The sequence below is a fragment of the Amycolatopsis sp. NPDC047767 genome, assembly GCF_040704195.1.
In the GTDB taxonomy this organism is placed as follows: Bacteria; Actinomycetota; Actinomycetes; order Mycobacteriales; family Pseudonocardiaceae; genus Amycolatopsis.
Genome location: NZ_JBEYSJ010000009.1, coordinates 86,643 through 99,292, shown reverse-complemented (window position 1 = coordinate 99,292; position 12,650 = coordinate 86,643). Strand labels below are relative to the sequence as shown.

The window sequence follows — 12,650 nt, the reverse complement described above, 5'->3', positions numbered from 1 at the left end:
ACGCCGCATTGCGGGGAAGAAGGACCCGATGGAACCCGAGCTGCCCCTGGCCGACGAGCTCGCCGCCGTGTTCGCCCGACTGTCCGGCCTGCTGCTCACCGCCGAAACGGTGCGGTCGCTGCTGAAACTGATCATCGCGGCCGCCCGGGAGGTGTTCCCCTCGGCGCTCGGGGCGGGGGTGACGGCCGCCGGCGACCAGGGCGCGCCGGTGACCTGGGCGGCCACCGGCGAAGAGGTCGAACGGGCGGACCGGCTGCAGTACGAGCTGGGAGCCGGCCCGTGTCTGACGGCGTGGCAGGAGCGTTCGGTGATCGACGTCGGCGACATGCACGACGACGACCGCTGGCCGGAGTGGGCGGCGTCGGCCGCGCGCCTCGGCCTGCGCTCCGCGCTGAGCGCGCCGATGGTCGCCGGCTGCCGCAGTGTCGGCGCCGTGAAGGTGTACGCCGACCGGCCGCACGCGTTCGGCGAGCGCGACCGGACGCTGCTCACGATGTTCGCGTCCCAGGCCGCGGTGCTGGTGGCGAACGCGAGGTCGGCCGAAGCCGCCGAACGGCTCAGCACCGAGCTGCGGTCTGCGCTGCGTACCCGGGACATCGTCAGCATGGCCAAGGGAATCGTGATGGCCCGCGACCACGTCCCCGAGGAGACGGCGTTCCTCGTGCTGGCGGACGAGGCCGCGCGAGCCGGCAAACCGTTGCGGGACAACGCCGAGGCGATGCTGCGCGCGGTCGCCCGCCCACGCCGATGAACGGGGACCAGCGTCGCGAGATCGTCCTCGCCTGCCGGCATGCCGACCTGACCGCGGAACAGCTCTGGACGCGGTACTTCGCCCTCGGCGGCAGCCAGGACCTGATGGAGGTCGAGGCCTACCTCGACGGTGTCGCCGGACTGCCGCCAAACCAACGCGACGTGCTGGCCCACGCGGTCAACGAGTGTCTCGACGAGATCGCCTGGACCCGCCGCGCCCCCTACAGCCGCACCCTCCGCCCCCGCCGGCCGCACGACGACACGCTGGCCGCTCTCGTGCACCTGCTCGAAGGCGCGGAACTGGCACCGCCCGATCGCCTTCCCGGCCTCGTCGAAGCGGCGGGCGAGCTGATCGGGATCGGGTTCAGCGCCTACCTCGCCGATTACGCCCAGCAGTATCTGCACCCGGTGTCCGCCGTCGCGGATTCCGGGCCACCGCTGCCGATCGACAGCACCCTGGCCGGGCGCGCCTTCCGCAGTCTGGAGATGCTGCCCGCGGATTCGGGTGGCCGGCCGTGCCTGTGGATACCCCTCGTCGACGGGGCCGAGCGGATCGGCGTCCTGCGAGCCGACGTGCCCGACGAGGACACGCTCGAGGACCCCGGGCTGCGTGCGCAGTGCCAGTGGGTAGCCCTGCTCGTCGGGCACCTCGTCGTGTTGATGACGCAGTACGGCGACGGCCTCGACGCGGTCCGCCGCCGCAGGGACCGGACGATCCCCGGCGAACTGATCTGGTCCCTGCTGCCGCCGCTGACCGCGGGTGTCGACGGCTTCGTCGTCACCGGCGTGCTCGAACCGCGGCACGCCGTCGCCGGGGACGCCTTCGACTACTCGCTCTCGGACACCACCGCCGTGCTGTTCATCGTCGACGCCGTCGGGCACGACCTGCGCAGCGGCCACATCGCCGCCACCGCACTGGCCACCCACCGCAGCGCCCGCCGCGCCGGCTACGGGCTCTTCGAACAGGCCCGGCAGATCGACGAGACGATCGGCGCGGCGTTCGGCAACGCCTCCTTCGCCACGGCCGTGCTCGCCGAGATCGACCTCGCGACCGGGCGGATGCGATACATCAACGCCGGCCACCCGGAGCCGCTGCTGATGCGCGGCGGCAAAGTCGTGAAACAGCTGACCGGCGGCAGACGGGCCGCGCTGGGGCTCGGCTCGGGCGAGCTGGTGGTCGGCGAGGAACGGCTGCAGCCCGACGACTGGCTGGTCCTCTACACCGACGGCATCACCGAGGCCCGCAACCGCGAAGGCGAGTTCTTCGGCGAGGCACGGCTGGCCGACTTCCTGCGCCGCGAGGCGTCGACCGGTTACCCACCACCGGAGACCGTGCGGCGCCTGATCCAGGCCGTGCTCGCCCACCACGACGGCACCTTGCAGGACGACGCCACCGTCCTGCTCGCGCGGTGGACCAACCCTCGCGACCTCGATCCGGGAAGGTGACGCTCTTTCCGGGTGAAGGGCGGATTCGGCTTCCCCGCCGAGCAATCCGTTCTGCCCGCTCAGCGTCACCGATGCCGCGGGTCAGCCGACGACGGTCGGCGGCCGGTGGGCGGCCCAGGGCATCGCCTGCTCCAGGTCGCCGGCGAGGGCGAGGAGGGTCGCTTCGTCGGCGTCGGGCGCCATGAGCTGCACGCCGACCGGCCAGCCCTCGTCGGTCCGGCCGAGGGGGAGCGAGATCGCCGGGTTGCCGGTGACGTTGGCCAGTGCGGTGAAACCGCCGAGGCGAAGAGGTGGTCGTACCAGCCGCGGGCGGTGAGCGAGTCGTCGTCGGCGTTCAGGTGGCCCAGGGGGGTGTTGGGCACGTTCATGGTCGGCGACAGCACGACGTCGTACTGCTGGTGGAAGGCCGCGATCGCGCGGGCGGTCGCGTTGAACACCCGCTCGGCGCCGTAGAGGTCCGCCGCCCGCAGCGTCCGCCCGTGTTCGACGCACGCCCGGGTGGTGGCCTCGAGGTGCTCGGGTCCGGCCGACACGCCCAGGGCGGCGCACAACCCGTCGACGCCGTCGGCGAGGAAACTGGTCCAGGCGACGAAGTTGGCGTCGTCGAGCTCCGCCTTGGCGATCCCGGGCGCGGCCGGCTCGACCGTGTGCCCCAGCGCCTCCAGTGCGCGGCCCACGGCCTCGGTCGCCGCCACACAGCGCGCGTCGACGGCACCGTTGCCACAGAACGGCGTCATGGTCAGCGCGATCCGCAACGGCCGGCAACCCGAGCGGGCCTCGTCCACGTAGCTGCGCGGCAGACCCGGCAGCTGGTACCGGTCGCCGGGCTCGTACCCGTGCACCGCGTCGAGCAGACCCGCGCAGTCCCGCACGGTCCGGGTCACCGCGAACTCGACGCCCAGGCCCATGAGCGGGTCGGCGTAGTCAGGACCCACCGACACCCGCCCGCGGCTGGGCTTGAGGCCGACCAGCCCGCAGGCCGCGGCCGGGATGCGGATGGACCCGCCGCCGTCGTTCGCGTGCGCGACCGGCAGCGCGCGGGCCGCGACCATGGCGGAAGACCCGCCGCTCGAACCACCCGCGCTGCGCGTCAGGTCCCACGGGTTGCGGACGGAACCGGACGTCAGCGGCTCGGTGTTGGCGTTGAAGCCGAGCTCCGGCGTGGCCGTGCGGGCGAAGGTGGCCAGGCCGGCACGCCGAAAGCGCGCCATCAGGTGGGTGTCGGACGGCATCGGCACACCCTCGCCGAGCAGCCGAGTGCCGGCGGCCTGTGTGACACCCTCGGCGTGCAGGATGAGGTCCTTGATGGCGAAGGGGACGCCGGCGAACGGCCCGTCGGCGGCGTAGTCCAGCGGTGCGGCGAAACGCTCGCCGACCAGCCCGTTCACCGTGGGCTGAACGGCATCGAGCGCCGCCGTCGCGGCGGCGTGGACCTCGTCCGTGGTCACCTCGCCGGACCGGATCAGCTCTGCGAGGGAGGTGGCGTCGAAATCGGCGTATTCGTGGGGCTTCATGGCGTCCTCCGATGTGTCGAAGGCGCGACCGTAGGAGCGAGCGTTCCGGAAAACATCGGTAGGTTGACGGATGTTTCGTCACCGTCGTCGGCTGTTCGAGAGCCCGCCGCCGGGGTAGCTTGCGCGGGTGACCGCCCTCAGCGCGGCCCGTGAGCTGCGCTCATTCCTGCGCCGAAACGGCAGCCGCTCCCTCGGCGCGGCGACGGCAGCCCTCGACGGGCTGCACGCCGTGGTGCCCTCCGAATGCTCGGCGCTGTCGGTCTGGGACCCCGTGGCCCGGCACCACCGATCGCTCGCCTCGTCGTACCCGCCGGTGGCCACGACCTTCCTCGACGCCCTCATGCACACCGATCCGGTCTTCACCTTCGTGCAGGCCGGGCGGACGCTCGTCCGAATCCGGGACCTCGCTCCCCCACTGCGCAACGGCCGGACCTTCGAGCAGGTCATCACCCCGCTGGGCTTCCGGGAAGGCTTCACCCAGTGCCTGTTCGCGACAGACGGGCGCTACGTCGGGATGCTGAACGCGAGCTCGCTCGACGTCGATCACGCCGGTGACGACACCGTCGCCCTGCTCGAACTGCTGGCCCCCGACCTCGGCGCCGCTCTGGACCCGGTCCCGGCGCCACGCCCGGCCACCGCCCGGCTGGCCGACGGAGAACTGGACGGGTTCGTCGTCGGCCCGGGCGGCGCGATCACGCCGCTCTCCCCCGGGGCGCGGCCGGACCTGCTCACCCCGCCCTCGCCCCTGCACGCCGCGGTGGCGCAGGTCCGCGCCGGCCTGCCGCCCTCGGCCCCGGTGCTGCACGTCGTCCGCAACGACAGCGTGGTCGCCGTCGAACTGCACCCGTCGCCGCCCGCGGTCGTGGTCCTGCACCGGGAAACCCCACCGCCCGCCGGCCTGACCCAGCGCGAGCTGCACGTGCTCGCCGACGTGGCCGAGGGCCTCAGCAACGGGGAGATCGCCGCCGCGCACTGCGTCAGCTCCCGCACAGTGGCCACCCACGTCGAGCACATCCTCGCGAAGACGGGCTGCCGCAACCGCATCGAGGCCGCCCGGCTGTCCTCGCGGTGGGGACTGCTGGTCACGCCGAACCGCTGACGCACTACAGCTCCTGCCGTCGCCGGTCAGGAGATCTTGCGGCGGTACGCCAGGATGGCGAAGAAGTAAGCCACGACGAGGATGCCGACGCACCAGGCCAGCGCGACCCAGATGTCGCTGCCGACCGGTTGCCCGGTGAACAGGTCGCGGACGGCGTTGACGATCGACGTCACCGGCTGGTGCTCGGCGAAGGCACGCACCGGGCCGGGCATCGTGTCGGTCGGGACGAAGGCCGAGCTGATGAACGGCAGGAAGATCAGCGGGTAGGCGAACGCGCTCGCGCCGTCCGCGGATTTCGCGGAAAGGCCGGGGATCACGGCGATCCAGGTCAGCGCCAGGGTGAACAGGATCAGCATGCCGGCGATCGCGAGCCACGCCAGCACACCCGCGCCCGAGCGGAATCCCATCACGAGGGCGACGACCACCACGACCACGACCGAGATCAGGTTGGCGACCAGCGAGGTCAGCACGTGGGCCCACAGCACGGACGAGCGGGCGATCGGCATGGACTGGAAGCGTTCGAAGATGCCGCTCTTCATGTCCAGGAAGAGCCGGAACGCGGTGTAGGAGATGCCCGAGGCGATCGTGATGAGGAGAATGCCGGGCAGCAGGTAGTTCACGTACGAGCCCGAGCCGGCCTTGATCGCGCCGCCGAACACGTAGACGAACAGCAGCATGAAGGCGATCGGCATGATCGTGGTCGTGATGATGGTGTCCACGCTGCGCGTGATGTGGCGCAGCGACCGTCCCAGCAGGACAGTGGTGTCACCGAAGAAGTGTCGGGTCATCGTCGTTCCTCACCGATCCGGGCCGGCGCCGCGTCGTCTGCGGTGCCGTTCTGGCCGACGATCGCGAAGAAGACGTCTTCGAGGGTCGGCTGCTTTTCGACGTATTCGACCTTGGCGGGTGGGAGCAGCTGCTTGAGCTCGGACAGCGTGCCGTTCACGATGATCCGGCCCTCGTGCAGGATCGCGATCCGGTCGGCGAGCTGTTCGGCTTCGTCCAGGTACTGCGTGGTGAGCAGCACGGTCGTCCCGTGCTCGGCGAGAGTCTTGACGGCCTGCCACACCTCGATGCGCGCCTGCGGGTCGAGCCCGGTCGTCGGCTCGTCGAGGAAGATGACGTCCGGGTTCCCGATGAGGCTCATCGCGATGTCGAGCCGGCGGCGCATGCCACCGGAGTACGTGGAGACCTTCCGCGCTGCCGCGTCGGTCAGCGAGAACCGCCGGAGCAGGTCGTCGGCGATCCCGCCCGGGTTGTTCAGGTGCCGCAACCGGGCGACCAGCACCAGGTTCTCCCGTCCACTCAGGATTTCGTCGACGGCCGCGAACTGCCCGGTGAGGCTGATGGATTCCCGCACGTTCGCCGCCTTCGTGGCGACGTCGAAGCCGTTGACGTCGGCGGTCCCCGCGTCGGCTTTGAGCAACGTGGAGAGGATCTTCACGATCGTGGTCTTGCCCGCTCCGTTGGAACCGAGCAGGGCGAAGATGCTGCCGCGCGCCACGTCGAAGTCGACCCCGCGCAGCACCTCCAGGCTCTTGTAGGACTTCTTCAGGTCTTGCACGCGGATCGCAGGCCGGTGCCCCTGATCGGCTGTCATCCCGGTGTCCGTTCTCTCAGCTCCGTGGTGGATGCGGATTTCGTGGCGTCGGCGGCCACGATTCCCCACGGAGCTGACATCCGGCTGACACGGCTCTGACGGGCGGTCACCCTGGTGGTATTGCGGCGATTCCGGTCTCCTCGGCGCGGTCGATCGTGTTCTTCGGGCCGCGCCACCACAGCACCCGCCCCCAGCCGAACACGGTCATCAGGATCGCCCCGACGACGACGTAGAGGCTCAGCACGATGAGCTGCTGGGTGATCGAGTTCCCGTGGAAGTACAGGGTGTTGCGGATCAGGGTGACGCCGTTCCACGGTGGCAGGATCGGGCCGATGAACTGCCAGAACGCGGGCAGGTACGCCGTCCCGTTCACGCCGCCGGTGGAGGGGTTGCCGAGGAACACGACCAGGACCACCGTCAGCAGCGTGCCCAGCGGCCCGATCAGGCTCTGCAGTGTCCCGGTCAGCATCGCCACCGCGAGCAGGACCAGGGCGAATTCGCCCCACAACGGCCAGAAGTTGGCTCCCACGTCCGGGTAGGCGTGCAGCCCCGGGCCCACGATCAGGTTGAACACCAGGCTCGCGACGACGGCGTACCCGGCCATGATGGTGACCCGGAGGTGCGCGGCGGCCTTCCCCGTGCGCTGCATCGCCATCGTGGACCCGAGGTAGCCGGCCACCATCAGCACGAACACCACCAACCCGGGAACCACGCCTTCGGGATCCTCCTGCGGCAGCGTGTTGATCACGCTGAAGTGGACGGGCTGCCCGAGCGCCCGGCTCGCTTTGAGGTATTCCGCGGGCATGACGCCGGGCGCCCACAGGCTCGCCGCCTCCGAGATCACCACCGTGTTCGTCTGGGCGTTGAAACCGCCGTAGATGGTGGTCTGGCCGGCCGCGTTCTCCAGGTCGGACTGGTCGGCGTAGGGGTAGATCTTCATGCTGACGTCCTGCTGCACCGCGCTGGTCAGCGCCGAGGATCCGGTCACGCCCCAGGGCAGGTTGCGGGCGACGACACCGTGGTTCGCCGAAACGTAGGTGGTCACCATGATGGTGCCCATCACCAGGGCGATCAGCAGGCCGACGAGCACCTTCCGCACCTGCGGGGCCCTCGCCTCCGTCGCGGCCCCGTCCGGCCGGCGAGCTTCTGCTTCCTGCCGCGCGTGTTGGGGTTCAGGGGCTGTCGGGTCTTCCGAGGGCGCCGGCGCTGCGTCCGCGTGGGCTGCGCGCTGGTCCGGGTCCTGTGCGCCTCCGGGTGTGCTCATGGCAAACCCTCCCTGGGGAGCGTGGCGATGCGCCTGCACCATCACAGGGCTCGCCGCGCTCGTGCATCACCCCGTCGAGGTGAGGCCGCCGGGCTGCCGCAAGGGTTGTCCGGCTACGACCCCAGCTTCGTCCATCGCCCTTCGGAGATCACCTCGACTGAGCCGTCGAGGACCTTGATGGCCGTCTGCTCGTCGATGGCGTAGGCCGGGACGCCGATTTCGGCGGCCCACCGCTGGGCGTCGGCCAGGGTGTTGGTGGGAAAGAGGTCCAGGTGCGGGAAGATCGAGAAGTCGACGACGCCCAGCGTGCGGTCGTCCGGCGCGGACCGCCACTCGACGAAGTACGACCCGATCCGCGGCGTCAGCACCATGCTTCCGGCGCTGACGCCCACCCAGACCGTGTCGGGCAGCGAAGGCAGCAGATCGGCCAGCCCGGACTCCCGCATCCAGTGACACAGGTACGTCGCGTCGCCGCCTTCGACCAGGAGCACGTCCGCCTCCCGGACCCAGGGTACCCATCGCTCCGCGCCGATGGTGGGCAGCGCGGTGAGCTCGAGGACCCCGAGCGACGCCCAGCCCAGGCCGGAGAAATGCTGCCAGGTGGGCTCGGCGGCGACGAACCCCCGCACCGAGGTCGGACCGCACATCGGATGCCCCCACTGCGCGGTCGGGACGCAGAGGGCGTGACACTCGGAGATCGGCTTGCCGAGAAGCTGCACGAGCGCCGAGCGGATGCTCGGGTTCGTGACGCCGCCTGAGGTGAGCAAGAACTTCAACGGTGCCTCCGGATTCGCGCGCGGAAGGTGGATGTCCCTGAAGATCAGGAACAGATCGTAGTCCGCGCGTCCGGTTCGCCGGCCTCGTCGGAGAACTCGGCCACGGGACCAGCGGCTTACACTGTCGTGCGTTGTCCTGCTCGTTGTCACCGCTGTGCTCGCGCGTGCGGAAGGGAACCAGGGAATGCAGATCCAGATCAGCACAGACAGAAACCTGCGCGGCGGCGCGGATGTGATCCAGGGCTTCGAGGCCGATCTCGAATCCAAGCTCGCGCGGTTCAGCGACCGCCTCACCCGGGTGGACGTCCACCTGAGCGACGAAATGGGCGGTGGTACCGACGGCGAAGACCTGCGGTGCGTGATCGAAGCCTTCCCGGCCGCGCGAGAGCCGGTCGTCGTCACGAACCGCGCCGGCTCGGTGCACGACGCGTTCAACGGCGCGGTGTCCCGGATCGAGCACGTCCTCGCCGGCCTGTTCGGCCGCACCGGCCACCACAAGGGCGGCGACTCCATCCGGCACCTGCCGAGCGACGACCACCGCTGAGCAGGTCTTCCGGAGCTAGACTCTGCCGATGAGCGAACGCGTCGAAGTCACCCGGACGGGGCCGATGGAGTATCGCGCTGTCGTGCAGGACGGGTTGGACACCACGCAGCACCGGATCACGATGTCGCATTCGGTGCTCGACGATCTGCTGATCCCGGACCTCGACACACACGCCGTGGCGCGGGAGACGGTGAAGTACCTGCTCGACCGCGAATCCGGCGACGAGCTGCCGGAGGACATCGACCTGGATCACCTCAGCAACGAAAACCCCGACTTCATGGCCGAGCTGAAGGCCCGGCTGACGAACTAGGCGCACCGGGGGCGCCGTGAAAAGCCACCTGAGCCCCGTCACCCGGCCGGGCACCCGCCGGTCCGCTACGCCAGGGCCATGCCCGGCACGCGGGCGCGGATGGCGTCGAGCTCGGCCTCGTCGGAGATGCCCTGCCAGTCGTGGCGCGGGGTGTACGGCGTGATGAGCGTGCGGACCTCGTCGTCGGTGAGGGTGAGGTCCAGGGAGGCCACGGCGTCGTCGATCTGCTGCACCGAGCCGGCGCCGACGAGCGGGGCGGTCACCACCGGCTGGCGGTGCAGCCAGGCCAGCGCGATCTGGGCGCGGCTCACGCCGCGGGCGGCGGCCACCGCGCCGACGGCGTCGACGATCGCGCGGTTCGACGCCTCTTCCGCGGGCGAGTAGAGCAGGTCGGCGTAGTCGCCGTCGGTCGCGGCGCGCGCGGTGGCCTTCGCGTCGTCCCAGGCGCGGGCGAGGCGGCCGCGCGCCAGCGGGCTCCAGATGATCGTGCCGACGCCCTCGTCCAGGCACAGCGGGATCATCTCGCGCTCCTCCTCGCGCTGCAGCAGGTTGTAGTGGTTCTGCATGGACACGAACCGCGCCCACCCGTGCTCGCGTTGCAGGTGCAGGGCCTTCGCGAATTCCCAGGCGTGCATGGAGGACGCGCCCAGGTAGCGCACCTTGCCCGCCTTCACGAGGTCGGAGAGGGCCTCGAGGGTCTCCTCCAGCGGTGTGGCGTGGTCGTTGCGGTGCACCTGGTACAGGTCGAGGTAATCGGTGCCGAGCCGCCGCAGCGAGTGGTCCACTTCGGACATGATCGCCTTGCGCGAGAGCCCCCGGCCGTTCGGACCGGGGCGCATCGGGTGGCGCAGCTTGGTGGCGATCACGACGTCGTCGCGGTCCGCGAAGTCCTTGAGCGCGCGGCCGAGGATCTCTTCGCTGGACCCGTTCGAGTACATGTTGGCGGTGTCGAAGAAGTTGATGCCGGCCTCGAGCGCGTGCTTGATCAGCGGACGGGCGTCCGGCTCGCCCAGCGACCAGACGGGGTGGCCGCGGTCCGGCTCGCCGTAGGTCATCGCGCCGATCGCGATGGGCGAGACGTCGAGGCCGGTGGTACCGAGCTTCACATAACGCATGAGCGGGTCTCCTGTCGAGGCAAACTCGCGGAGGATTCTCCGCGAGTACTCTCGAAACTAGCGGAGGATTCTCCGCGAGTCAAAGGTGGGGCATGATCGGAGCCATGACCGACGGGACGCCGGGCACCTACGGCACACAGCGCAAAGCGGCCGCGCGCAACCGGGTCGCGATCATCGAAGCCGCGCACGAGCTGTTCGCGCAGAACCCACTCGTGCCGCTGAGCGAGGTCGCCAAGCGCGCCGGCGTCGGCGCCGGGACGCTCTACCGCCACTTCCCCACCCGCGAGGACCTGATCCTGGGGGCCTACCAGCACGACATCGAGCGCCTCACCACCACCGCCGACGAGGTCCTGGCCCGTCAGCCGTCGGCGAAGGCCGCCTTCATCGAGTGGTTCGAGACGCTCGCCGCGTACATCCGCATCAAGCACGGCCTCGGCGACGCCCTCCACAGCGCCGCGGCCCAGGAGTTGATCACCGCCTCCTGGGCCCCGGCCACCGCGGCGGTGACGAAGCTGGTCGACGCCTGCGTCGCCGAGGGCACCATCGCGCCGGGCCACGACCCGGCGGACATCATCCTGCTGATGAGCTTCCTCTGGCGAGTCCCGAACAACGACACCGGCGCGGCACAGGGGCGGCGTCTTGTCGCGGCGGTGTTTTCGGGGTTGGCGGCACCGCCGCAGGCGAGCTGAGGCGTGGTGGCGTTTTCGGGCGGGATCCGTCGAGGGCGATCGCCTGGCCGGTCGGGTCGCCGCGGGAGTCGAGGGTCAAGAATGGGATGCGCCGGCTTCGGCTTCCTTTGTCGGGAAGCACTACTCAACGACACGGACCTCGCCGGGCTCAAAACGAGGCCTTCGCATCCCGTAGATCTCCCAGGCCGCCTCGGGAGCCAGCTGGGCCATTCGCCCATCTGGCACATCAGGCACGACGTATCCGTTCCGAGCAGCGTGCCAGACAAACTCCGGGTCGAGTTCCAGGTGATGCTTTTTGACCAAGTACGGCAGATCGAGTCGCCACACCCAAACCCCGTCGGTCATCAGCGACGAGCCACCCGAAACACCGGAACCGTCGTTGGCTATGACGTCGCTGGTGCCCTCCATGATGGCGATCAAAAAATGCCCGCCCTGCAGGTACGCGACCACATTGCTCTCACAGGGAGCCCGGTTCCTGCAGATCACCTCGAATATGCTCCCCTGGAACACATCGGGCCTCCGCTCTTCGAGCTCGGAGAAGAAGCCCACCCTCCTGAAACTCACCCGTTCATCCTTCCGACGGCGCAACCAGAGGTGACCACGTAAGTCGTTGCAAGGCAACGGCGTGAGGGTCACCTCGAGGACAGCGCCGGGATGATCTCCTTCGCGATCACGTCCGCGTGCCGGGCCTGGTCGTACAGCGGGGTGAAGAGGACGAGTTCGGCGCCGGCGTCGATGACCTCGCGGACGGCGGTGACGCAGTCGTCCGGGGTGCCGGCGATCGCGGCCGCCTCGATGGCGGGTGGGAGGCCGCCGTAGACGCCGGTGAGTTCGGCGTTGACGCGTTCGCGGGCGAGGGCGGGGTCGGATTCGACGGCGATGTAGACGCGTTTGGCGATCTCGAAGTCCGGGCGGGGGCCTTGCGCGCGGACGAACCGGACCTGCTCGGCGAAGTCGGCCGTCGGGGCCGAGCCCGCGCCGAAGAAGCCCGTGCCGAGGTCGAGGGCGCGCCGCAGCGCCTTCGGGCCGCTGCCGCCGAACCACAGGGGCGGATGCGGCTTCTGGAACGGGCGGGGCGTGATCGTCGCGCCGGACAGCTGCCAGAACTCGCCGTCGTGGTCGACGCCGTCCTGCGTCCAGAGCTTCTTGACCAGCTCGACGCCCTCGGTGAACCGCGCCAGGTAGCGCTCGGGCCGCATGCCGAACGCCGGGAACGGCCGGTTCTTGCCGCCGGAGCCGACGCCGACCTCCAGGCGCCCCCGCGACAGCTGGTCGAGGCTGCTGGTGCTCTTCGCCAGCTGGGCGGGGATCTGCAGCGTGGACACGAACACCGTGCAGCCCAGGCGCAACGTGTCGGTGCACGCGGCGGCGAACGTCATCGCCTCCAGCGGGCTCAGCTGCGGGCGCTTGCCGAACACGGCCTCCTGCGTCCACGCGCTGTGGAAGCCGGCCGCCTCCGCTCGCTGCAGATAGTCCCGGAACGCACCCGGGTCGAACGAGCCGTCGGCGTAGTACTGCGGAATCGCGATCGCGTACCTCATGA

General features: G+C 70.2%; 14 protein-coding genes and 1 pseudogene. 6 read left to right on the top strand and 9 right to left on the bottom strand.

Annotated elements, in window-relative coordinates:
- The first annotated feature begins 28 nt into the window (after nucleotides 1-28).
- Nucleotides 29-751 (top strand): GAF and ANTAR domain-containing protein, encoded by a 723-nt coding sequence (locus tag AB0878_RS18545; protein ID WP_366581297.1) that lies wholly within the window; start codon nucleotides 29-31, stop codon nucleotides 749-751.
- Nucleotides 748-2,196, top strand: a complete 1,449-nt coding sequence (locus tag AB0878_RS18540; protein WP_366581295.1) for a PP2C family protein-serine/threonine phosphatase — start codon at nucleotides 748-750, stop codon at nucleotides 2,194-2,196. The genes AB0878_RS18545 and AB0878_RS18540 overlap by 4 nt, the downstream gene beginning before the upstream one ends.
- Nucleotides 2,197-2,277: 81 nt before the next feature.
- Here AB0878_RS18540 and AB0878_RS18535 read toward each other — a convergent pair whose 3' ends face one another.
- The gene (locus tag AB0878_RS18535; protein ID WP_366581645.1) at nucleotides 2,278-2,433 is read right to left on the bottom strand and encodes a hypothetical protein; all 156 of its coding nucleotides are present in this window, start codon (nucleotides 2,431-2,433) and stop codon (nucleotides 2,278-2,280) included.
- A 134-nt stretch (nucleotides 2,434-2,567) separates the two neighbouring features.
- Nucleotides 2,568-3,710 (bottom strand): annotated as a pseudogene (locus AB0878_RS18530) (amidase family protein); the annotation flags it as partial.
- 127 nt (nucleotides 3,711-3,837) lie between these two features.
- Here AB0878_RS18530 and AB0878_RS18525 point away from each other — a divergent pair.
- Nucleotides 3,838-4,809, top strand: a complete 972-nt coding sequence (locus AB0878_RS18525; RefSeq protein WP_366581293.1) for a LuxR C-terminal-related transcriptional regulator — start codon at nucleotides 3,838-3,840, stop codon at nucleotides 4,807-4,809.
- 26 nt (nucleotides 4,810-4,835) lie between these two features.
- Here AB0878_RS18525 and AB0878_RS18520 read toward each other — a convergent pair whose 3' ends face one another.
- From AB0878_RS18520 to AB0878_RS18505, 4 genes are all read right to left on the bottom strand, one after another.
- The gene (locus AB0878_RS18520) at nucleotides 4,836-5,597 is read right to left on the bottom strand and encodes an ABC transporter permease (protein WP_366581291.1); all 762 of its coding nucleotides are present in this window, start codon (nucleotides 5,595-5,597) and stop codon (nucleotides 4,836-4,838) included.
- The gene (locus tag AB0878_RS18515; RefSeq protein WP_366581289.1) at nucleotides 5,594-6,409 is read right to left on the bottom strand and encodes an ATP-binding cassette domain-containing protein; all 816 of its coding nucleotides are present in this window, start codon (nucleotides 6,407-6,409) and stop codon (nucleotides 5,594-5,596) included. The genes AB0878_RS18520 and AB0878_RS18515 overlap by 4 nt, the downstream gene beginning before the upstream one ends.
- A 106-nt stretch (nucleotides 6,410-6,515) precedes the next feature.
- On the bottom strand, nucleotides 6,516-7,508 hold the full coding sequence (locus AB0878_RS18510) for a hypothetical protein (protein ID WP_366581287.1): 993 nt from the start codon (nucleotides 7,506-7,508) through the stop codon (nucleotides 6,516-6,518).
- Between the two features lie 278 nt (nucleotides 7,509-7,786).
- Nucleotides 7,787-8,449, bottom strand: coding sequence for a Type 1 glutamine amidotransferase-like domain-containing protein (locus AB0878_RS18505; protein ID WP_366581285.1), 663 nt, complete (start codon nucleotides 8,447-8,449; stop codon nucleotides 7,787-7,789).
- Nucleotides 8,450-8,633: 184 nt separating this feature from the next.
- Between AB0878_RS18505 and AB0878_RS18500 the strand changes: the two genes are divergently transcribed.
- Both AB0878_RS18500 and AB0878_RS18495 read left to right on the top strand, forming a co-directional pair.
- Nucleotides 8,634-8,993, top strand: a complete 360-nt coding sequence (locus tag AB0878_RS18500) for an HPF/RaiA family ribosome-associated protein (protein WP_366581283.1) — start codon at nucleotides 8,634-8,636, stop codon at nucleotides 8,991-8,993.
- Between the two features lie 28 nt (nucleotides 8,994-9,021).
- Nucleotides 9,022-9,303 (top strand): hypothetical protein, encoded by a 282-nt coding sequence (locus AB0878_RS18495; protein ID WP_366581281.1) that lies wholly within the window; start codon nucleotides 9,022-9,024, stop codon nucleotides 9,301-9,303.
- A gap of 65 nt (nucleotides 9,304-9,368) precedes the next feature.
- Here the strand turns inward: AB0878_RS18495 and AB0878_RS18490 are convergent, their stop codons facing one another.
- Nucleotides 9,369-10,418, bottom strand: coding sequence for an aldo/keto reductase (locus AB0878_RS18490; protein ID WP_366581279.1), 1,050 nt, complete (start codon nucleotides 10,416-10,418; stop codon nucleotides 9,369-9,371).
- Nucleotides 10,419-10,522: 104 nt separating this feature from the next.
- Between AB0878_RS18490 and AB0878_RS18485 the strand changes: the two genes are divergently transcribed.
- Nucleotides 10,523-11,107 (top strand): TetR/AcrR family transcriptional regulator, encoded by a 585-nt coding sequence (locus AB0878_RS18485; protein ID WP_366581277.1) that lies wholly within the window; start codon nucleotides 10,523-10,525, stop codon nucleotides 11,105-11,107.
- 120 nt (nucleotides 11,108-11,227) lie between these two features.
- On the opposite strand, the gene AB0878_RS18480 is transcribed toward AB0878_RS18485, so the two are convergent.
- A complete protein-coding gene (locus tag AB0878_RS18480; RefSeq protein ID WP_366581275.1) occupies nucleotides 11,228-11,671 on the bottom strand; it encodes a hypothetical protein in 444 nt (147 codons plus the stop codon).
- A 68-nt stretch (nucleotides 11,672-11,739) separates the two neighbouring features.
- Nucleotides 11,740-12,648 carry an LLM class flavin-dependent oxidoreductase gene (locus AB0878_RS18475; RefSeq protein WP_366581273.1) on the bottom strand — a complete coding sequence of 303 codons (909 nt, stop codon included), beginning with the start codon at nucleotides 12,646-12,648 and terminating at the stop codon, nucleotides 11,740-11,742.
- Between the last annotated feature and the right edge of the window lie 2 nt (nucleotides 12,649-12,650).

Bases quoted from the DNA above. Each gene is read 5' to 3' on its own strand.
- AB0878_RS18515 (WP_366581289.1), bottom strand. From the start codon at position 6,409: ATGACAGCCGATCAGGGGCACCGGCCTGCGATCCGCGTGCAAGACCTG.
- AB0878_RS18500 (WP_366581283.1), top strand. From the start codon at position 8,634: ATGCAGATCCAGATCAGCACAGACAGAAACCTGCGCGGCGGCGCGGAT.
- AB0878_RS18490 (WP_366581279.1), bottom strand. From the start codon at position 10,418: ATGCGTTATGTGAAGCTCGGTACCACCGGCCTCGACGTCTCGCCCATC.
- AB0878_RS18540 (WP_366581295.1), top strand. From the start codon at position 748: ATGAACGGGGACCAGCGTCGCGAGATCGTCCTCGCCTGCCGGCATGCC.
- AB0878_RS18545 (WP_366581297.1), top strand. From the start codon at position 29: ATGGAACCCGAGCTGCCCCTGGCCGACGAGCTCGCCGCCGTGTTCGCC.
- AB0878_RS18520 (WP_366581291.1), bottom strand. From the start codon at position 5,597: ATGACCCGACACTTCTTCGGTGACACCACTGTCCTGCTGGGACGGTCG.
- AB0878_RS18475 (WP_366581273.1), bottom strand. From the start codon at position 12,648: ATGAGGTACGCGATCGCGATTCCGCAGTACTACGCCGACGGCTCGTTC.
- AB0878_RS18495 (WP_366581281.1), top strand. From the start codon at position 9,022: ATGAGCGAACGCGTCGAAGTCACCCGGACGGGGCCGATGGAGTATCGC.
- AB0878_RS18485 (WP_366581277.1), top strand. From the start codon at position 10,523: ATGACCGACGGGACGCCGGGCACCTACGGCACACAGCGCAAAGCGGCC.